Origin of the sequence: Ralstonia pickettii (assembly GCF_001699815.1) — a bacterium.
Lineage (GTDB): Bacteria > Pseudomonadota > Gammaproteobacteria > Burkholderiales > Burkholderiaceae > Ralstonia > Ralstonia thomasii.
Map to the genome: position 1 here is coordinate 1 of NZ_MCGB01000113.1, position 19118 is coordinate 19118.

Below are 19118 nucleotides of genomic sequence, written 5' to 3' on the forward strand. Positions count from 1 at the left end.
AAGAGCGCGAAGAGCTTGACGGCCTGTACGAGTGCATTCTGTGCGCGAGCTGCTCGACGTCGTGCCCGTCGTTCTGGTGGAACCCGGACAAGTTCGTCGGCCCGGCCGGTCTGCTGCAGGCATATCGTTTCATCGCCGACAGCCGCGACCAGGCCACCAGCGAACGTCTGGACAATCTGGAAGATCCGTACCGCCTGTTCCGCTGCCACACCATCATGAATTGCGTCGATGTGTGCCCGAAGGGGCTGAACCCGACCAAGGCCATCGGCAAGATCAAGGAATTGATGGTGCGCCGCGCGGTGTAAGGAGGCCGGCGCTCACGGCGGCCTTGTATAGGCGTAAATGCGACAGTAGCGCGAAGGGAGGCTACATGACTGCGACGTTGCTCGGCACTTCAAACAGTGTCGAGCTGAGCTGCAGCAATGAAGTTACTCACGCAGAGATAGACGATCTCATTACGTCTCATGCATCGCGCCCTTGCCCACCACAGGACCCGTCGCTTGGCCCGTCGGAGAGCCTCCTTTGGGCTCTACCGAAACAGCCAAAGCTGAACGGGCATTGAGTTTGGCGGCATTTTCCTTCGACAACACAATTGAAGTTGAGCGATTGGAGGGGAAGACTCCCAACGAGATCGGTTTGCTATTTTCTGGAATCAGCCAGAGCTCAGTCGAAGCGCTGTCCGAGACCTGAAATGCGACAGCCGGCACGACGATGATCTCGCGCTTTGCTTTATCGACGGTCGCGGTCCAATGCGGCACGCCATCGTCATCTGCAATCGCCGCCGCAGCATAAGCTGACTTCAAACCAGACGGCGCCTCAGTGGGCGCTGCGAGGAAAAGATTCACCGCGACGACAGCAACCATTGCAAACGTCGTTGCAAGCGCCAACGTGCGCCAGAACCGAATGCTGTTCCAAAAACGCCGCATCTGTGCCCCTGCTGGCAGAGTCGTAGGCGCGCCAGTTCGCTCTACAAGCCCCAGATCGGCCTCGATTCGCCTCCACACGCGCGCAGGTGGTTGCCTGGAAGTGACGGCTTCACCAAGGGGAGAAAGACGAGACTCCCAAGCATCGACTGCTGCCTGTAGGGCTGCATCTTCATGCAGTGCACGCTCCACGGCGCTGCGCTCCTCGGTGTCCAACAAACCGAGAACGTATTCAGCGCATTCCAGATCACGATCTGGCGTCATGACTGCTGCTCCAGACACATCTTCAGTTGCAGCAGGCTGCGTCGCACCCAACTTTTCATCGTACCGACCGGCACGCTCAGACGCGCTGCGAGTTCAGCGTAAGTCGCCCCTGTATAGAACGCTTCCACGATCACACCACGCTGGCGACCCTCCAGCTTGCGAATGCAACTCTCCAGGCGTCGATGCTCCTGGCTCATGTCCGCCACTTCTGATGGCGTTGCCCGTTCATCGACGATCTGGCCCCAGTCCGCCTCATCACCGGTGGTCTCGCGCGATTGCCGAAGACGATCGATCGACTTGTTCCTCGCCAGCGAGATCAGCCATGTCATGGCGGTCCCCCGATGAGGATCGAATTGGTCGGCGCGTTGCCAGATGGCGACATAGATATCCTGCAGCACGTCTTCGGCTTCACCTGAGCTGCGCAGGATTCCGTACGCCAACGAATAGAGTTTGGGAGAAGTTAGCGTGTAGAGCTCTGCGAACGCTGATTTACTTCCTTCGCCAGTTTGCTTGAGCAACTCAACGAGCCGTTCCCGAACGGCTTCCTGGCGCGCTGATATCGTGCCCTCGGCTTCGGGCAAAGATGCTCCGACAACGTGCATATGATTTCGCGTGCCTCGGTTGCCCATGACGGGATGTGGCAAAGGTATACCACCGGCGTTGTTCCCGCAACGAACGTCTTGAGCGTAGCGAAGTTGGGATGACATTGCCTTTCCTCTCGTCATAGTCCGAGCGCGCGAGGGCACGCGCCCCCGCGCTTCACGGGAAGGATTACGGCATCAATACCTTGTCCACGACGTGAATCACGCCGTTCGACTGGTACACATTGCCGATAGTGACCATGGCGACCCCGCCCTTGTCGTCGGTGACGGTCAGATGGTCGCCCTTCTGCATGACGGTGAGCGGATCACCTTCGACGGTTTTGAGCATCGCCTTGCCGCCGCCATCGGCGACGGCCTTCATCAGGTCTTGTGCTGTGAGCCGGCCGGGCACCACGTGATAGGTCAACACCTTGACCAAGGTCGGCTTGCTTTCAGGCTTGAGCAACTTATCGACCGTACCGGCGGGCAGCGCCGCAAAGGCTTCGTTGGTCGGTGCAAATACGGTGAATGGGCCTGCCCCGGACAGCGTATCGACCAAGCCGCCTGCCTTCACGGCAGCAACAAGCGTGGTGTGATCCTTCGAATTGACCGCATTTTGAATAATGTTCTTGGACGGATACATCGGAGCGCCGCCCACCATGGTGGTCGCTTCGCTATCGCCCATTGCGGCCGCCGCTACGGACGCATAGCCGCCAGAAATGATTGCGAAAGAAACCAGAACACCAGACAACCCTGCGAGTTGATACCGTTTCATCGTTGACCTCTATCGTGGCGCTTCGCAATGTGGAAGCAACCGATATACGAGCCCAACCGGCTATCGGATGCATAAACAGATCGTGCGACAACGCATTGGCAGTTCACAGAATTGAGTTGGCTTTGCATCAGAAAGATCGTCGATATCCTCCGAGCCGATGGTTGCCGACGCTCAGAGCGTCGTGCGGTCGCAGATTGGGGTTGTTGATCGCGGCTATGCTCGCCGAACTGGAGGGGGACGCTACATGAACGCCGGCTACCGTGCTGATGTCGGATCGGCCGCACGCTGGCAGAACAGCGGGGTCTGTGTTGGTCGCTGCCGCTAGAGCCGGATCGACGTGTGGCCAAGGGTCACGCCTGGAACGCGTGGAGCGCATGAATGGGGTGCTGGCTTGATCCATTCTGCATCCGAAATCGCCTGGCAGACGTATATCAAAACAGCGCTGCGCAGCCCTTGAGATAAACCGCGCAGTGCCCGATCCATACCCTGCCAAAGGAGATTGACCCATGAAGCGAGCACTGCTACTGGTTTTGACCTTGACTACCGCAACCTTGAGTGCATGCGGAGGGGGCGATGACACGCCCATGGCGATGGCATCAACGGCGTCGACAGCACAATTTCCCCAAAACGCCGACATGTGGGCCGGGCTTGGTGGAGATGCCAGCGCACCGGCCGCCATTTCAAAGGTGGTCGACGATGCGGTGTCCGGACTGCTTGCGGACCCCAAAGAAGCACCGTACTTCGCAAACATCGGTAAGCCGGGACACGATACGGTCGGACGTCTCAAAGCCTGCCTGAACCTCCAGTTCAAAGCGCTGTTTGGCGGCCCCTTCAGCTACCCGGGGCAAGTCGCGGCGGACGGCACTACCGTGATGTGTGACGACATGGCCACTGCACACTCTGACGTTGGCATCCCTGGCTGTGTGTTCGATCAGTTCATCACCGATGCCGCCGCTGTCATGAAGACCGATGGCGTTCCGGATGGCTACATCTCTCGCGTAGCACCCGTGCTCACCGGCCTCAAGTCGACCATCGTGTCGACCATGCCTCAGTATCTGGGCCCTAACACCGCCCAGAACTGCAAGTGAGCCCGCGAAGCGGGTTGCGCCGCTACGCACTGCCCAGCATTGCAGCCTTTACGGTTGCAATCGGTCTGGTCGGTGCAATGCACTTGAAGGCGGCTCGTCCTGTGCTCGCGATGCTTGGCGTTCCGTGCCCCGTCGACAACACCACTGCGGAGCAAGTCAGCGCGCTGCGCGCCAGCGGACTAGCGCACCTTCGGGCTGTGAAGCTCGCGCCAGCTCGCCCCGTCCCCGGCGGGTTCGTACTGGATGCCACGACCCCCGAGGAGGCCCGCCAGTGGGCACACGAAAATCGCATAGCCTGTGAAGATGTCAAGCACGGCTACAGCTATCTTCGTTGTCGCGGCGTCGACGCCAATAAGCTCGGTCTTGCCGGTCCGCCCGTCAGCGAGTTATGGCTCAGCTTCGGTCCAAATGGCCATCTGATCGGTGTGGACGTCTACCGGCGGGGTATGAGCGCCAACGACACAACCGCCGCCTGGGACGGCGCTAGTTATGCGCTGCGAGATGTGCTCGGTGTGCCAACGTCGACAATGGGTGATGCATCGCCAGCGGTACTGGGCGGATCGCCACTGCAGACCGCACGTTTGCAGTGGCGATTTTCCGACTACGTGGCAATCGTCACCGCGAGCAACCTGCCTTACGCCGGGCTGGCGGTCCGGGAACAGTACATGTCGTCTCGCCTTTGATTTGAATTGACTCTGCAATACCTTGGGGCCGGCAAATTCGCCGGCCTCCACTTAAGTAACTGCGTGCGCATGAACGGCTGAACAGCGCATCAGCCGGGCTTGTGCGACCTTTGTATGGTCCCCGCCGAATCCACGCCACCTGCCCCAACCTCCCTCCTCCACAGACCAAGCCGCAGCGCTTGACATGCATCAATGGCCGATTGTGGCGAGCCTCTACATTGGCAGACAGTGCGGGTATCCGCCGCACATCACACGCAAGGTCGCTCATCATGGCAAACAGTCGACGTACCCTCATCGCAACCGCCTCGACCGCGCTACTGCTCGCGTGGAGTTGTGCTGCGCCCGCCGCCGGCCCATCCAAGGAGAAGAAGGCATCGTCGCCAGCCGCGACGACTGTGCAGCAAGGCAATGCAGACTTTGACGCGCAGATTGCCCATCTGCGCGCCATCAGGGAACGCATGGCACGTGCCGATACCCCAGAAGAACGACAGGCGCTGATGAACGAGCGCATGAGGGTCATGCAAGACATGATGGCCGGCATGCGACAGATGGGCGACAGGCAACCGGCGACAAGAAGAGGCCAAGCCACTCAGATGGCCACGTGTCGGGGCATGATGGAACGGAACACCGCCGTGATGCAGGAGATGATGCAAATGATGATGGACGATCAGGGCACGGGAATGGGCATGGGCATGGGCCGCGGAATGGGTCCGGGTACGGGCGGCATGATGCAGAAGTAGATTCGGCAGGCCAGCTTGCTGCTGTCTCCCATGACCGCGACGCTCGCGATGAGCGTGAGTTCGGTTTCGGCGGTATCCAATGCGCTGCGTCTGCGCCGCGTGAGCATCTAGCCTCCGTGCAATCAGCGGGCGTTCAGGGGGCGCACGCTCATGCTGTCACTGAGCGTGGTCGGAGGATAGACGACCACGGTGTCGTGGTCCTGAAGCCCATCGAGCACCTGGGCTTCCTCCGCGTTGCGCTGTCCGATCTGAATGATTCGCTGTACAGCTTTTCCGTTCTTAACGATAAACGTGCACCAGTTACCGCCGCAGCGGAATAACGCGCCAATCGGCAGCTTCAGTACGTCGGGTTGTTCCCAGATGACGATGCGGCCTTGTACGCGGTACCCATCATTCAACCTGCCTGGCGGGTCGACAAGATCCGCCACAATATGGACGCGCTGTTCTTCAACCCCGAGCGCCGACACCTTGGTAAACGCCCCTGGACCTACTGTCCGGACCGTGGCGTTGACGGCCCACGGACCGCCCCACTCCACTACCGATACGCGCATGCCCGGACTGATCTTGACCGCATCGGTCGATAGCACGTCGACGACGAGTTCGTAGCGCGATGGGTCGGCCAGAAGCATCAAGGCCGCGCCTGCAAGCACCACGCGCTCACTTTGTTGCTCGATGCGCAACAGAACGGTATTGGTCGGGGCACGAACTTCAACGGGTTGCCCGGCTTCCAACGCCTTCAAATTTGCCATGGCGACACGAACGTCGGCGGCGGCGGACGTTTCTCTTGCGCGTGCTGCTGTCAGATCGCTGGCACTTGAGGCAGCCATGGTCCGCATCTGCTCCACTTCCTGCCTGGACATGGCACCGCTGCTCAAAAGCGTTTCGCCCCGGTCCAAGTTTCGGCGCGCTTGGTCGTAGTCTGCCCGCGCATGCGCGGCCCGCGCCTGGGCCTCACTGAAAATTGCCTCTGCCGCATCAACACGTGCGCGTTGGGCAGCTCGTTCTCCCGGAGTCATCGGCACCGGCACCAGAACGGCGATCACCTGCCCTGCCTTAATCTGATCGCCTTCATGCAGTTCAACGCGAAGCAGTCGGCCTGTGATGGGCGCAGTGATGACGTAACGATCATGCGCACGGATTTCGCCGTCTTCATCGATCGTGACTTGAAGCGGCCCACGGGTGACACGCCCTGTGTCCACGGCCGCAGGTACCGGCCAGAGTGCGTACGTGAGCGCCAATGCCAGCGCCAGCGCAGCACTTGCAAGTGCGAGCGTCTTTCGCAGGCCACCACGCTTCATGATTCTCTTGCCTTGAGCACTGCGACGATATCCAACCGTCTGATCTTGGCCGCCACCAGCAGCCCCGAACACACGACCGCGCCACCGGCTACAACGAATGCGTAAGCGAAGGTCGCGGCGTGAACCACGAGCGGAAGGCGGTACAAGTCGGTTGCCAGCCGAGTAGAGAGGAGACCGCACACGCCGTAGCCGAGCAGAAGTCCGGCTGGCAGCGCAATGGCGGTGAGCACAAACTGCTCCCCGAGCAGAATCCACGCGACTTCGGCCTGCGTGAACCCGAGTACGCGCAGGGAAGCCAACTGTTGAACACGTTCCGAGTAAGCGATGCGCATGCCGTTGAACGCCACACCAAACGCGATCACACAGGCAAAGGCGAAGTTGATGGACGTGGACAGACGAACGCTCTCGTCCATGATCTTGCGGAAGCTGGCGATGACGGACTGGCGAACCGCCACTGCATTCACCGCTGGCAGACGCTTGAGCGTCGCATACAGATGGGCAGCCGCATGCTGATCGACGGACAGCCTCGCACCTGACCAGTTTCCACTCTCCCCAAGCAGCTTTGCCAGTGCATGCTGGTCCATGTAGGCCGCGACGCCCACCAGATCTCCGGACAGCCGCATCAAGGTGACTTGCCTGGTTTGACGCTCTCCTTCAAGCACTTCGATCGTGATCGGATCACCAGGTCTTATGCCAAGCACGGCGGCGAGTCGGGCCGAAACCACCAAGCCGTCCGGGGGCATATGCAACGGTCTGCCCTCATCATCAATTAGCCTGTGCAGATCCGCCTTCTGAGCGATCCCACTCAGCGAGACGCGCCGAGACCGATACCCCGCGGATAGCTTGACCGGTACATCGCGGAACCCCTCGACCTTCAGCACGCCGGGCAGACGCTCTATTGCGTAGATGGCTCGGTGGGATAAGGGTTGAGAAAAGGCCACCGTCACATCCTGCCGCTCGATTTGCTGGAATTGGGTATCGAAAAGGAAATCGATTGAATCGAAGAAAAACCCGCCGACGACAAGAATCGCGCTTGCGCACGCAATGGCCAAAGAACCAAGGAGCGACTTGACGGGCTGGCGCGCGATATTGCGCGCAATCATTCGCCACACCACGCTCATTTGCCGGTAGATGCCCGCCCGCTCTACCCAGCCCACTGAAAACGCTGGCGGAACGACCGCGCGAAGCGCCTCGACGGGCATCAATCTCATGGCTTTCGCAGTGCTCGCGATGGCACCGCCAACCGCCGTTCCAAAGCTAATGAAGAACGCCCAGGCCATCGTCGAAAAATCGGCGCGAAACTCGAGGTGGGCCAGCCGGTAGTACCGGGCGTAGAGGTCGGTTAGATATGTCCCTAACGCCAATCCCCCTCCAATACCGACAACGGTGCCTGCCGCAGCAACGACGCATCCGAGCTGCAGGTAATGCAAACCGACTGAAAGGTCACCGTATCCAAACGCCTTCATCAAGCCGATCTGTGAGCGCTGTGTATCGATCAGTCGGGTCAGGACGTTCTGCAGCAGAAACATTGCGACCAGAAAAAAGATGGCTGGCACATAGGTGGCAGTCACGCGGTTCTGTGCGATCTCGTCGGTAATGAACCGATTCGATATTTGGTGATCGCGGCTGATTGTTCCAAGTCCGCCGTACGGCAACAACGTTCGATCGATTTGCGCGATGACGTGCGGCGCGGGCACGCTGCCATCGAGAGACAGCACGAGATCATTGAAAGCGCCATCCATGCGGAACGCTGCCGAAACCGCATTCACTCCCATCCAGACTATGCCGTAATGGCGGTTGTCCGGGAAGATGGAGCCCGCGCCTGCCTCGTAGACATACTCCGGCGAGATTGCAAGACCAACAATGTGCAGGCGCTTCCAGCGGCCGTTCAGGATGGCGCTGAAGTACTCGCCCGCTCGCAGGCTGTTGGCATCTGCGAAGGCCGCGCTGACCAACACCTCATCCTCTCTGCCCGGCGCAATGTATCGGCCGCTTTGAAGATGCAGCAGGTTGAGCGCGGGCCAACCGAGCTCCGGGATGGAAACGAGGCGCGCCGTGGCTGGCTCGGAAAGGCCGGGTATGTCGACCGTGACATCTGACACTACGCGTGCGTCCACATGTGACACTCCAGGCAATGCAGCAACGCGCGAGGCAATCTCCAGTGGTGCGCGCTTCAGATGCACGAAGAGATCGGCAAAACGGTATGACGCGTAGTAGTCCTGCTGGGCGTTCAACAAAGCCAGATAGGTGCTGCGCATCGCAACAAACGTGGCGACACCACATCCGACAACGAGGACTGCCGCCAAGACCTGCGCCCGCATTTGCCAGAGGTCTCGCCAGAGTAGCCGGACAAGCATGCTCACCATGCCAGGTCTCCGACTCGGGCACGCTGCCCGTTTCGGCGGTGCTCGACAATGGTGCCGCTGCTCATACGAACGACACGATCCGCCATGTCGGCGATGACGGCGTTGTGCGTGACGATCACGATCAGGGTGCCGAACTCGCGGTTCACCTGTTCGAGCACCTCCAGCACCAGTTGCCCGGTCCGAAAATCCAGTGCGCCGGTCGGCTCATCGCACAGAAGGACATCTGGCCGTTTTGCGACCGCGCGGGCGATGGCAACGCGTTGCTGCTCACCACCCGACATCTGTGAGGGAAAGTTATCCGCAAGCGTCCCGATCCCGACCCTGTTCAGAGCCTCAGTGGGATCCAGCGGATGCTCCGCGATGTCCGTCACCAGTGCGACGTTCTCGCGGGCAGTCAGGCTTGGAATCAGGTTGTAGAACTGAAAGACGAATCCAACATGTTCCCGTCGGAAACGCGTCAGGCCCCGGTCTCCCGCGTGGGAAAGATCGTGGTCCCGATACACGATGGAACCGCTCGTTGGTGTATCCAGCCCGCCCATCAGGTTGAGTAGCGTGGATTTTCCGCTACCCGACGCCCCGAGCAGCACAACGATTTCACCCGGCCCGAGTTCCAGGTCGACGTGTTCCAGAGCGCGCACGCTCACGCTCCCCATTGGGTAGACCTTGCTGACGGCCTGAATATTGAACACCGTTTCCACGACACACCGGTCTGCTAGGAGGGCGGGCGAGTGGGCCGCTCAGATGTTTGGTGCTGCGCTGAATGCGACGTCCAGCGTTCTGCAATCGCCCTCCCCACCTGCATGCCTGCCGCAATGGCAACATCCACAGAATCAAAATCCGGAGAGACGTGGTGGAAACGCTCCAGTTTCGGGTACTCCAACGCGGCTTGTTTTGGCGAGCAGACAAAGCCGGTGTAGGCGTACTTGAATCCATCGCAACGCCCAACGACCACCAGAATATGAATGGAGCAGCCACGGTGCTGTTCAATTGCCCAGGCCGACATATCGATCTCCTGCAAGGCGCTCGGGGTCGTAGTGCATGCCTGACTGATCAAGCTCTGCCGCCCATGTCTTGGCATGGTTTGCCGGGCGAAGAAGAGAGGGGCAACGCACTGGTTCTTTCAGGCTACTTGTATTCGCCCGCAAGGCGTTGACGTACCTCAACCACTGCGGGCGCGATCCCTGCGGGCCCAGCGTGTCGGCAATACGTCTCAGGCTCGTTGCCAATGCACCCTGCTCAGCGCTGCACCTTTGTCCGTGTGTCTTTGGCGGAAGATGCAATCGATTCCCGTCGCCGCCATCGCAGGTGCTTCGTTTGCAGCAAGTGCTGCCAATCCAGTTTGGCAAACCCATAGACGAGCGCCAGAAACACGACCTGCGACACGACGAAGTACACACCCATATACGCCCCGTCGATCTCCGTTTCCACATCCAGATAACGGGCACCAATCTGGGCAATGCGCGTCCAGGTCAGGTAGCTTATCCAGCGGCCAACGAAGAACGGCAGGCCGATCAACCAAAGCCGCATCCCAGTCAAGCCGTAGGCTATGAAGATGTAGTTGGATGGGAACGGGCTGAAGGCATACGCGAGCATCAGCCCGACCGTCATACCTTTGCGGTCTTCCAGCCAGGCACGTACAACGTCGATGTTCTGACGATCCGCCTCGCGCATCCAGCGGTTGCGTACGAGCGTGCAGGATAGCCGCGCCAGAACCAGGCGGCCGAGGGTTGCTGCGCAAGCGGCAATGCCCGCAAGAAGCACCGGGTTGGCATCAGGCCGTGAGAAGCCCACCCATGACATCACCATCCATGTGGGCGGTGCGAAGGCCGGCATCACGTTCAGCAGCAGGATGGTCGCGAACAATGCGAGCAGGTTTGTCATGACGATCAAGCCTCTCCTCCGAGCACATGGAACAGTTCGTCTTCTTGTGCGCAATGCAGCCGCAGAATGGCATCGAGCCCATACAGCAAGCGTTGCAGCTCTTGCGTCACAGCGGCATCGGGGCCGTCGGCGGAAACATCCGCCACGATCCGGCCCAACAGGTTCGTCACGCGGAATATCTCGCGATGCATGGCGCTCATTGCCGCCATCGGGTCGTCTCCTCCGAGCAGGCGGGCGACGTCCGGATAGAGCTGGGTATCGTCTCGGCGCTCATGTGGCACCAGGACGTCAGCCAAGGACTGGTTGAGCGATAGCAGCGCGCCTTTTGCGGCACTGCCTCCCATATGGGGCAGTGAGTCTGCGACCATGCGGATCCGGCTCAGAATGGGCTCCAGCTCCGCGTGTTCAGCCTTGAGGCGCTCGACGTCTGCGCAGACGAGTGAACGGGTCGCTTCATCTGGCGTGGGCAACAGCGCTCTCAACGCGCTGGCGATCGCCAATACATCGATGAGCTCCTGCAGCATGGCGCCCGCCAACGGTGGTAGATGGCCCAGCGCTGCGACAACCATGGCTGCGAGCGACAGAGACATGCCAATCATCACGCTCTGCAGTGCCACGCTGCGTGTACGGTGCGCTATCCGGACCGCGTCAACGAGCCGATCCAAGCGGTCCACCAACAAGACAATGTCTGCAGCTTCCGAAGAGGCCGCAGCGCCCCGCGCACCCATTGCCACGCCAATGTCCGCCGCGGCGAGCGCAGGTGCATCGTTGACGCCATCACCGACCATGATCACCTTGCCGTCGGCGCGGGCGCCCCGAATCACCGCGAGCTTGGCCGCTGGCGACAGGGCCGCATGGACCTCCGTCACCCCCAACATGGATCCAACCGATTCGGCAACATCTGCCCGATCCCCGGTCAACATCGCTTGCCGTTTGATGCCCTCTCGACGCAGGAGTCGGAGCGCACGAGGCGCCTCAAGGCGAACGCGGTCAATCAACTGCAATGCGCCCACGAGTTCACCATTGACGCCGACAAAGACAGCCGACGCACCGGCATAGCTCACGCGCTTGGCGAACGCTTCCACCCAGGACGGCTCGGCGGATGAGCCCAAGACATAAGGCAATGAGCCGATGGAGACGACATGCCCGTCAACGCGGCCGCAAACGCCAGCGCCCGGACTCTCGACAACCCCACTCGGCAGTCGCAGCTTTGCACCCTGTTCGCGCGCAGCCTTGGCGACGGCTTCTGCCGTGACGTGATTCGATGCCTGTGCGATTGATCCGGCCAGGCCCAGCACAACATCGGACGCGTAGTGCGGTGCGCATTCAACATCGACCAGTCGTGCAAATCCGCTGGTGAGCGTGCCAGTTTTATCGAAGAACAGCGTGTCGGCCAACGCCAGCCGCTCGAGCGCGCCGCCGCCTTTGACCAGCACGCCTCGCTTGGCACAACGCGACAGCCCTGAAACGATGGCGACGGGCACTGCCAGGATAAGCGGACACGGCGTAGCCACGACAAGCACGGCAAGACAACGCGCCGAATCACCCGTGAGAATCCAGCTTGTCCCAGCGAGGAGAACGGCGACGCCCCCAAAGGCAAAGGCGTACCGGTCAGCCAGCCTTACGGAAGGACTGCGCTCGGACTGCGCCGCACTGACTAGCCGGACAACGCCTGCAAACGTGCTCTTTTCGGCGGATGCACTCGCGATCATCTCGAAAGCGGCGCCCACATTCAGCACGCCGCTGCAAATGGCATCTGCGTCAAACGATGGCGGGTGAGCGATTCTCCTGTCAACGTGGATTCATCGAGATCGGCAGGCCCGGACAAGGTGCCATCCACCGGCACGACTTCACCGTGCCGCACCAGCAACCGGTCACCCGCTTGCACCTTCTCCAGACTGACTTGGTGCCACTGCCCGTCGGCGAAGCGATTGGCCCGCTTGGGTGCATGGCCGAGCAACGCGGTCATCTCGCGCTGCGCACGCGCTTGCGCGAAGTCTTCCAATGTGCGCCCCGTCGCGAGCATCAACGCAATGACCGCTGCGACCAGCACCTCGCCGGACAGGAGCGCAAAGCTGATCGATATCACTGCCAGAACATCCACGCCGGCCTGCCGTCGCATCAGTGACCGAACAATCGTGACGACCAGGGTTAGCCAGTTTGGAACGACACCAATCAGCCAGAGTTGCCACGCCAGGACATCGGCACCGAGGTACCGTGCCCACAACCCGGCCGCCAGAGTCAGCGCCGACACGGCAAGCAATGCTACGTTGGCGAGCAAGCGCGTGGAGTGCATCATTGAGCCTCTTGTCGGCGCAGTTTTCATGTGCGCTAGATCATGCGGCGCAGCAGCCGATCCTTCAGGATGAATTCATGCCAGAGCGCCGCGGCGGCATGCAGTCCCACCGCGATATAGACCAGCGTGGCGCCCGACTCATGCACCTCCTTGGCCAAGTGCGCCAACGTCTTGTCTTGTGCAACCGCCAGCGGCAGATCCAGCCCGAACGGTTGGATCGGCTTGCCACCCCAGGCCAGTGCCAACAGGCCCAGAACGGGCATCCCAACCATCAGTGCATAGAGCGCGCCATGCGTAAGTCGTGCTGCAAGCTGCATCAGCGGTGTGCCCGGAACGGGAGGCGGGGCCTGCGTGGCCACCCGGGCCAACAGGCGCAACACCATCAAAGCGAGCAAGGAAAGCCCCGCCGTCTGGTGAATGATGAATAGCGCTGCGCGCTCGGCACTGCCTTTCGGGAAGAAATCCATGATTTCGATGGCCACGACGGCGATCAACACCGCCAGGACCACCAGCCAATGGAGCGCGCGCATGGTGAAGGAGTATTTCAGTTCGGATTGCATAGCGTTATCCAGGATGTGTTGAGTAAGAGGTCAAGCGGCAGCAGATCAATCGTCGAAGTCCCACATCCGATGCAGATCGAGCTGGAGACGGCTGTCTGCCTCCAGCAGGTCGACGCGGGCGAGCCTCTCGGCCAGTTGGGCCTCGGCCAGACTACGGCGCGCGGCCAATAGCTCAGTCAGGCCCGACTCCCCTGCGCGATACGCGCGCATTGCCCGGTCGGAAGCGCTTTTTTGCAGCGTAGCCGCTTCCATCTGCGCTTGCGCGCTCGCCCGCTTGCCTTGCAAGTTGCCATAGAGCACATCGAATTCGGCACCGAGCCGTCGCTCGGCACCCAGCCTGCGCCGTGCCGCCGTTTCTGCATCGGCAGCGGCCGCCACCGCCGTTGAGCGACGATGCGCAGAACCGATCGGCATGGCAACGCTCACACCCATGATGCGTTCGGCACCGCCGCGCTCCACCGTAACAAACATGCCGACGGTCGGGTCGGCTCGACGCTCCAGATCGGCGCGCTTGGCCATCTGCTGCGCCTGCGCCTCTTCTGCCATGGCAAGCCGGTATTCGTGACTGTCCTGGATGTACTGCGTACGTAATCGATCTGGTGGATCTTGCGGCAACGGGGGTAGCGCGGTATCGGCGCCGAACGCGGGATGGCCCAGCCCTGGAAACCGGGCTTGCAACTCCGCCTGCGCAGTCTGTTCCGCTGCCGCGGCTGTCGCCAGCATGGCTTGCGTGCGCGCGCGATCAGCTGCGGCCAGTTCGGCATCCAGGCGTGAGGCATCGCCCATTTGAACCCTGCGGGCAGTCAGCGCCGCCAGATCGGCAGCTGCCTTGGCATTTTCCAGCGCGGCCAGGCGTGCCTGGCCTGCTCGTACGGCACCAAACCACAGAGTCAGAACCTGGCGCGATGCCTCATGGCGTGCGTCCTTGACGGCAAGCTGGCCCGCCTCGGCGGCCGCGTCGGCGAGCTGCGCATCGGCTTGCGCTTTGCCCCATAGCCGTAAGGGCCGCTCCACAGTGATCTGCCCTTCGGCATGGCGCTCGGAAGGGTCGCGCACCTGGCGGCGTTGGCCAATCGCACGCACCACGGTTTCCGCCGTGCCGGCGCGGACGCCTTCAGCCCGGGCCAGTACGGCATCGCGGCGGGCCTCTGCCGCGAGCACATCGGGCGACAGCGCGACGGCCTCGCGCACGGCGTTCTCGGATGGCAGATGGCTCGACGAACCTTGCGCTTGCGCTACGGCCGTCCAAAGCACCAGCGTGCCCGCCCCCGCCAATACGATGCGAAACAGATCCAACCTCATTGTGAATCTCCTTGCCCCGCAGCCGCACGCGGCCGAGGCAACCCAAAGCGTTCAAACAGCAGGGGCAGAAGAAGCAGCGTCAGCGCAGTCGAAGAGATCAGCCCACCTGACACGACGATCGCCAGCGGCCGCTGAATTTCTGACCCTGGCCCGCTGGCCAGCAGCAGCGGAATCATCCCCAGCGCGGTAATGCAGGCCGTCATCAGGACGGGCCGCAGGCGGTCTCGCACGCCGGCGCGTACGGCTTGCGCCATGCCCAGGCCGGACTCCAGCAGCGTGTTGAAGTGGGAGACCAGCACCACGCCGTTGAGCACCGCGATCCCGAGCAACGCGATGAAGCCCACGGAGGCGGGCACCGATAGGTATTCACCCGATATCCGCAACGCAGCAATGCCGCCCACGAGCGCGAACGGAATGTTGGCGACCACCAGCACGGCCTGCCGCACCGAGCGAAACGTCAATATCAGCAAGAGGAAGATTGCGCCCAGGGCCAATGGAACAACCAGCGCAAGGCGCGCTGCGGCGCGTTGCTGGTTCTCAAACTGGCCGCCCCACACGACGCGCAATCCTTTTGGCAACGTGCCAATGCCGCCGACTGCTGCCTGGGCTTCTTGCACGAAGCCGGCCAGGTCCCGACCATCGACATTGGCCTGGATCACGGCAAACCGGGCGCCGTCTTCATGGTTGATGCGCACAGGCCCATCCACGCGCTCGATATGCGCCAGAGAGGTGAGCGGCCATGCTTTTCCGTCGGGTGCCGTCACCAGAAGGCTGGTCAGATTTTCGGGTGCCTGCCGCAAGCCTGCTCCGCCACGCAAGATCAACGGCGTGCGGACGATGCCCTCGGGCACCACGCCAATCCGGTCGCCCTCGATCAGCGCCCGCAGTTGCGCCTGCAGCGCGTCGCCGGAGAAGCCAGCCTGACCGACGGCCGCCCGGTCCAGCGACACCTTCAGGTACTGCACGCCGCTGTTGTTGGGCGCAATCACCTCTGCCGCACCCGGGATGGTGCGGACCTTGGCAGCGATGGCCTGCGCCGCTGCATCGATGGCGGCAAGGTCGCTGCCGAAGAGCTTGATGGCAACGTCGCCGCGTGTGCCGGTCAGCATCTCTGAGACACGCATCTCAATGGGCTGCGTGAAGCCGTAGATCACGCCCGGGAAGCGCTCCATGACGCGCCGGATGGCTACCGCGATGTCTTCCTTGCTACCGCGCCACTGATCCTTGGGCTTGAGCACCAGGAAGGTGTCGGTTTCGTTCAGGCCCATCGGGTCCAGCCCAAGATCATCCGAACCCGAGCGCGCGACGATCGAGCGTATTTCCGGCACCTCCTTGAGGAGCGCCTGCTGCACACGTTGATCCATGTCGAGCGACGCCGCGAGCGAAACAGACGGGGCCTTCTGCAACTGCACGATCAGATCGCCCTCGTCCATCGTCGGCATGAAGGTCTTGCCGACCGACATGTACAACACCACGGCCAGCGCCAATGCTGCCCCGGCCAGCCCGAACACCGTGCGGCGATGCGTTGTCGTCCATGCCTGGATTCGCGCGAAACCGCTCGCGACCTTCCGCATCAGCCAGGGCGGTTCATCCGCATGTGAAAGCAAGAGCAAGGAAGCGAGGGCCGGGACCACCGTAAAGGCAATCACCACGGACGAGGCCAGCGCCAGCACGATGGTCAGCGCCACCGGCCCGAAGAGCTTGCCCTCCAACCCTTGCAATGACAGCAGCGGCAGAAACACGATGGCAATGATCGACACGCCCGACAGCATGGGTACCGCTACCGTTGCCACTGCATGGCGGATGACCGCACCGCGCAGCGCCGGATCTGTCTTGTGGTCTTGCGCGCGCGCCATGGCCGTCTCGATGTTCTCGACCACGACGACGGCCGCATCGACGAGCATGCCCAGTGCAATGGCGAGCCCGCCAAGGCTCATCAGGTTGGCCGTCAGACCCACATAGCGCATCAGGAGAAAGGTCGCCAGCATCGACAGCGGCAGAGTGGCCGCCACGACCAGGGCTGCCCGCACCCCACCCAGGAACAAATACAGCGTAATGACGACCAGCACGCTGGCTTCAATCAACGCGCGAACCACGGTATTGGCCGCACGGGTGACCAGCTCGCCGCGGTTGTAGAAGACGTGGGTCGACATGCCCTTTGGCAACTGCGGGCCGAGCGCATCGAGCCGCGCCTGTACCGCCTCGACCAGCTTGCGGGCATCGCTGCCGCGCAGGCCCAGCACCAGTCCTTCAACCGCTTCGCCGTTGCCGTCTTTGCTGACAGCGCCGTTGCGGGTCGCCTCGCCCAGCCGCACGGTTGCCACATCGCCGACCGTGACCGCAGGCGCGGAAGATAGGCCCTGTGCCGGCACCACGACAATCGCACGCAGATCATCCAGCCCGCGCACGCCGCCTTCTACACGCACGACCCAATGCTCGTCGCCGCGATCCAGCCGCCCTGCTCCGTCGTTGCGGTTGTTGGCGTCCAGCGCCTGGCGCAATTGGTCAAGGGTGATAGCGCGTGCGCGCAACCGCGCCGGGTCCGGTGTCACCTCATAGCTGCGCACCTCGCCGCCGAGGGCGTTGACGTCGGCCACACCCCCCACGGTGCGCAGCGCTGGCCGGATCACCCAGTCCAGCACGCGGCGCCGCTCGGCCAAGGAATAGCCATCGCCCTCCACCGTGAACATGAACATCTCGCCCAGCGGCGTGGTGATGGGCGCCAGGCCGCCCACAGCCGTCGACGGCAGATCGCGCGCCAAGCCGGCCAGACGCTCTGATACCTGCTGGCGCGCCCAGTAGACGTCCACCCCCTCTTCAAAATCGACGGTCACATCGCTGATGCCGTATTTGGACACCGAGCGCACGATCGTCTTGTGCGGCAGGCCGAGCAGCTCCTGTTCGATCGGCGTCGAGACCCGCTGCTCGACCTCCTCAGGCGTCATGCCCGGCACCTTCAGCACAACCTTGACCTGTGTCGGCGAGATATCGGGAAACGCGTCGATCGGCAGGTTCAGATACGCCCAGACGCCGGCGGCAGCCAGCACACCGGCCGCGATCAGCACCAGCACGCGCTGGCGCAACGAAAACTCAATCAGGCGGGGCAACATCACTGCTCTCCCGCCAGCAAGCCCTTGAGCGCACCGACACCTGTCACCGCTACGCGCGTACCGGCTGGCAAGTTGGCACGGATGATGGCGATGGCGTCGTCTGTACTGGCGACGGTGACATCCTGGAAGCGGAAGCCCTTATCGGTCGCGACGAACACGCCTGGCACGCCCCGCACGTAGACCAACGCGGCCACAGGAACCCGCAGCAGGCCAGAGGCGCTTGCATCGGCCTGGCCGCGCAGCTTGAGCGTGACATTGACGCTCTCCCCGGCACGCAGGTCTCCACGCCGCTCCAGCGATGCGCGCACACGCACGCCTGCAGTGCCATCACCGGAGGGCGCAACACCAATGACCGAGCCCCCCGCGCCGCGTTGCGCGACCTCGACGCGGTCACCTGTGGCCGGCACCGGTATATCGCGGCCGACGAGCAGGTCCAGTTCCAGAGCGGCCGGGTCAACGATCCTGAAAAGGGGTGCCGCCGCTTCTACGCGCGCCCCCGGAACGGCGTTGACTTCGGACACCACACCGCCACGGCTGGCAACCAATTGCGCCTCACCAACCGGGCCGCTGAATGCGATGCCCGCGGAGGCCAGCTCTGCCCGCCTCGCCTTGACCATGGCGCCGGCTTCAGCGGCCCTCGCCTGCGTTGCCTGCCAACGGCTTGCAGCGATGATGCCGTCGTCATACAGCGCCTTGTCGCGTGCGAGCGATTGCTGCGCGAGCCGCGCCTGCGAGTTGGCTTCCGTCAGTGCGCGGCTGGTTTCGAAGAGCTGCGGGCTCAAAAAACCGGCCAGCGGCTGGCCCGCCCGGACGGTTTGCCCGACCGACACCAACACCCGGGGCACCATGCCCCCGTATGGGGCGGCCACCACATATTGCGCATCCGGCTTGAGAACGACACGCGCATGCGTGCCGACCTCCAGCCCTGAAGCAGCGGCGACTGGGCTGAAGCGCACGCCGAGGGAGCGCGCCTGCTCAGCCGATAGCGGCACCACTTGGGCGCCTGCTTGGGCAGCGGCCTGCTCAAGGGGAAACGCGATCAGCGCAATACACGCACTGGCCGCGACGATTCGTTTGAAAGACATGCCTGACTCCAATCCTCGGAGGCGACGCCACGGACGCCACCTCTGATTGCCGCGCATACGCGAGCGAGCTCAAGATCAACCGTCGCTCAGCATTTCCATGCGACGCGAACGACAAACTCTTACGGTGGATGGCCCATGGAAAGCGGAGTTGCTACCGCCGCGTAGC

At 62.3% G+C, this 19118-nt stretch carries 16 protein-coding genes and 1 pseudogene; 4 read left to right on the forward strand and 13 right to left on the reverse strand.

Annotated elements, in window-relative coordinates:
• A partial coding sequence (locus BEK68_RS23920) for a 4Fe-4S dicluster domain-containing protein (RefSeq protein ID WP_139111379.1) occupies positions 1-305 on the forward strand: 305 nt, incomplete at its 5' end.
• A gap of 150 nt (positions 306-455) precedes the next feature.
• On the opposite strand, the gene BEK68_RS23925 is transcribed toward BEK68_RS23920, so the two are convergent.
• The 3 genes from BEK68_RS23925 to BEK68_RS23935 form a co-directional block, all read right to left on the reverse strand.
• The gene (locus tag BEK68_RS23925) at positions 456-1187 is read right to left on the reverse strand and encodes an anti-sigma factor (protein WP_012430371.1); all 732 of its coding nucleotides are present in this window, start codon (positions 1185-1187) and stop codon (positions 456-458) included.
• Positions 1184-1894, reverse strand: coding sequence for a sigma-70 family RNA polymerase sigma factor (locus BEK68_RS23930; protein WP_004634143.1), 711 nt, complete (start codon positions 1892-1894; stop codon positions 1184-1186). The genes BEK68_RS23925 and BEK68_RS23930 overlap by 4 nt, the downstream gene beginning before the upstream one ends.
• Positions 1895-1958: 64 nt before the next feature.
• A complete protein-coding gene (locus tag BEK68_RS23935) occupies positions 1959-2543 on the reverse strand; it encodes a fasciclin domain-containing protein (protein WP_004634140.1) in 585 nt (194 codons plus the stop codon).
• Between the two features lie 506 nt (positions 2544-3049).
• On the opposite strand from BEK68_RS23935, the gene BEK68_RS23940 reads away from it, so the two are divergent.
• The 3 genes from BEK68_RS23940 to BEK68_RS23950 all read left to right on the forward strand — a co-directional run bounded on the left by BEK68_RS23940 (position 3050) and on the right by BEK68_RS23950 (position 5054).
• Positions 3050-3631 (forward strand): hypothetical protein, encoded by a 582-nt coding sequence (locus BEK68_RS23940; protein ID WP_004634138.1) that lies wholly within the window; start codon positions 3050-3052, stop codon positions 3629-3631.
• A 14-nt stretch (positions 3632-3645) separates the two neighbouring features.
• Complete coding sequence (locus BEK68_RS23945) at positions 3646-4314, forward strand: hypothetical protein (RefSeq protein ID WP_220485503.1); 669 nt, start codon at positions 3646-3648, stop codon at positions 4312-4314.
• Between the two features lie 269 nt (positions 4315-4583).
• Positions 4584-5054, forward strand: coding sequence for a hypothetical protein (locus BEK68_RS23950; RefSeq protein ID WP_012430374.1), 471 nt, complete (start codon positions 4584-4586; stop codon positions 5052-5054).
• Positions 5055-5176: 122 nt separating this feature from the next.
• On the opposite strand, the gene BEK68_RS23955 is transcribed toward BEK68_RS23950, so the two are convergent.
• The 10 genes and pseudogenes from BEK68_RS23955 to BEK68_RS23995 all read right to left on the reverse strand — a co-directional run bounded on the left by BEK68_RS23955 (position 5177) and on the right by BEK68_RS23995 (position 18952).
• Positions 5177-6352 (reverse strand): efflux RND transporter periplasmic adaptor subunit, encoded by a 1176-nt coding sequence (locus tag BEK68_RS23955; protein ID WP_012430376.1) that lies wholly within the window; start codon positions 6350-6352, stop codon positions 5177-5179.
• Entirely contained in the window at positions 6349-8718 is a 2370-nt protein-coding gene (locus BEK68_RS23960) for an ABC transporter permease (RefSeq protein WP_012430377.1), read from the reverse strand. The genes BEK68_RS23955 and BEK68_RS23960 overlap by 4 nt, the downstream gene beginning before the upstream one ends.
• Positions 8712-9416: an ABC transporter ATP-binding protein gene (locus BEK68_RS23965; RefSeq protein WP_009277617.1), complete on the reverse strand. Its 705-nt coding sequence runs from the start codon at positions 9414-9416 to the stop codon at positions 8712-8714. The genes BEK68_RS23960 and BEK68_RS23965 overlap by 7 nt, the downstream gene beginning before the upstream one ends.
• Before the next feature lie 14 nt (positions 9417-9430).
• Positions 9431-9721: a hypothetical protein gene (locus BEK68_RS25310; RefSeq protein WP_012430378.1), complete on the reverse strand. Its 291-nt coding sequence runs from the start codon at positions 9719-9721 to the stop codon at positions 9431-9433.
• A 233-nt stretch (positions 9722-9954) separates the two neighbouring features.
• On the reverse strand, positions 9955-10599 hold the full coding sequence (locus tag BEK68_RS23970; RefSeq protein WP_012430379.1) for a hypothetical protein: 645 nt from the start codon (positions 10597-10599) through the stop codon (positions 9955-9957).
• A 5-nt stretch (positions 10600-10604) separates the two neighbouring features.
• Positions 10605-12895 (reverse strand): annotated as a pseudogene (locus BEK68_RS23975) (heavy metal translocating P-type ATPase).
• Positions 12896-12930: 35 nt separating this feature from the next.
• Positions 12931-13455 carry a cytochrome b gene (locus BEK68_RS23980; RefSeq protein ID WP_015855743.1) on the reverse strand — a complete coding sequence of 175 codons (525 nt, stop codon included), beginning with the start codon at positions 13453-13455 and terminating at the stop codon, positions 12931-12933.
• A 45-nt stretch (positions 13456-13500) separates the two neighbouring features.
• Positions 13501-14757, reverse strand: coding sequence for a TolC family protein (locus tag BEK68_RS23985; RefSeq protein WP_012430382.1), 1257 nt, complete (start codon positions 14755-14757; stop codon positions 13501-13503).
• Positions 14754-17867, reverse strand: coding sequence for an efflux RND transporter permease subunit (locus tag BEK68_RS23990; protein WP_012430383.1), 3114 nt, complete (start codon positions 17865-17867; stop codon positions 14754-14756). The genes BEK68_RS23985 and BEK68_RS23990 overlap by 4 nt, the downstream gene beginning before the upstream one ends.
• Positions 17867-18952 carry an efflux RND transporter periplasmic adaptor subunit gene (locus tag BEK68_RS23995; RefSeq protein ID WP_012430384.1) on the reverse strand — a complete coding sequence of 362 codons (1086 nt, stop codon included), beginning with the start codon at positions 18950-18952 and terminating at the stop codon, positions 17867-17869. Before BEK68_RS23995 ends, BEK68_RS23990 begins: the two co-directional genes overlap by 1 nt.
• Between the last annotated feature and the right edge of the window lie 166 nt (positions 18953-19118).

Excerpts from the sequence above, each read along its gene's own strand:
- BEK68_RS23990 (WP_012430383.1), bottom strand. The coding sequence starts at position 17,867 with ATGTTGCCCCGCCTGATTGAGTTTTCGTTGCGCCAGCGCGTGCTGGTG.
- BEK68_RS23985 (WP_012430382.1), bottom strand. The coding sequence starts at position 14,757 with ATGAGGTTGGATCTGTTTCGCATCGTATTGGCGGGGGCGGGCACGCTG.
- BEK68_RS23930 (WP_004634143.1), bottom strand. The coding sequence starts at position 1,894 with ATGTCATCCCAACTTCGCTACGCTCAAGACGTTCGTTGCGGGAACAAC.
- BEK68_RS23950 (WP_012430374.1), top strand. The coding sequence starts at position 4,584 with ATGGCAAACAGTCGACGTACCCTCATCGCAACCGCCTCGACCGCGCTA.
- BEK68_RS23995 (WP_012430384.1), bottom strand. The coding sequence starts at position 18,952 with ATGTCTTTCAAACGAATCGTCGCGGCCAGTGCGTGTATTGCGCTGATC.
- BEK68_RS23980 (WP_015855743.1), bottom strand. The coding sequence starts at position 13,455 with ATGCAATCCGAACTGAAATACTCCTTCACCATGCGCGCGCTCCATTGG.
- BEK68_RS23960 (WP_012430377.1), bottom strand. The coding sequence starts at position 8,718 with ATGGTGAGCATGCTTGTCCGGCTACTCTGGCGAGACCTCTGGCAAATG.
- BEK68_RS25310 (WP_012430378.1), bottom strand. The coding sequence starts at position 9,721 with ATGTCGGCCTGGGCAATTGAACAGCACCGTGGCTGCTCCATTCATATT.
- BEK68_RS23955 (WP_012430376.1), bottom strand. The coding sequence starts at position 6,352 with ATGAAGCGTGGTGGCCTGCGAAAGACGCTCGCACTTGCAAGTGCTGCG.
- BEK68_RS23925 (WP_012430371.1), bottom strand. The coding sequence starts at position 1,187 with ATGACGCCAGATCGTGATCTGGAATGCGCTGAATACGTTCTCGGTTTG.
- BEK68_RS23970 (WP_012430379.1), bottom strand. The coding sequence starts at position 10,599 with ATGACAAACCTGCTCGCATTGTTCGCGACCATCCTGCTGCTGAACGTG.
- BEK68_RS23940 (WP_004634138.1), top strand. The coding sequence starts at position 3,050 with ATGAAGCGAGCACTGCTACTGGTTTTGACCTTGACTACCGCAACCTTG.
- BEK68_RS23935 (WP_004634140.1), bottom strand. The coding sequence starts at position 2,543 with ATGAAACGGTATCAACTCGCAGGGTTGTCTGGTGTTCTGGTTTCTTTC.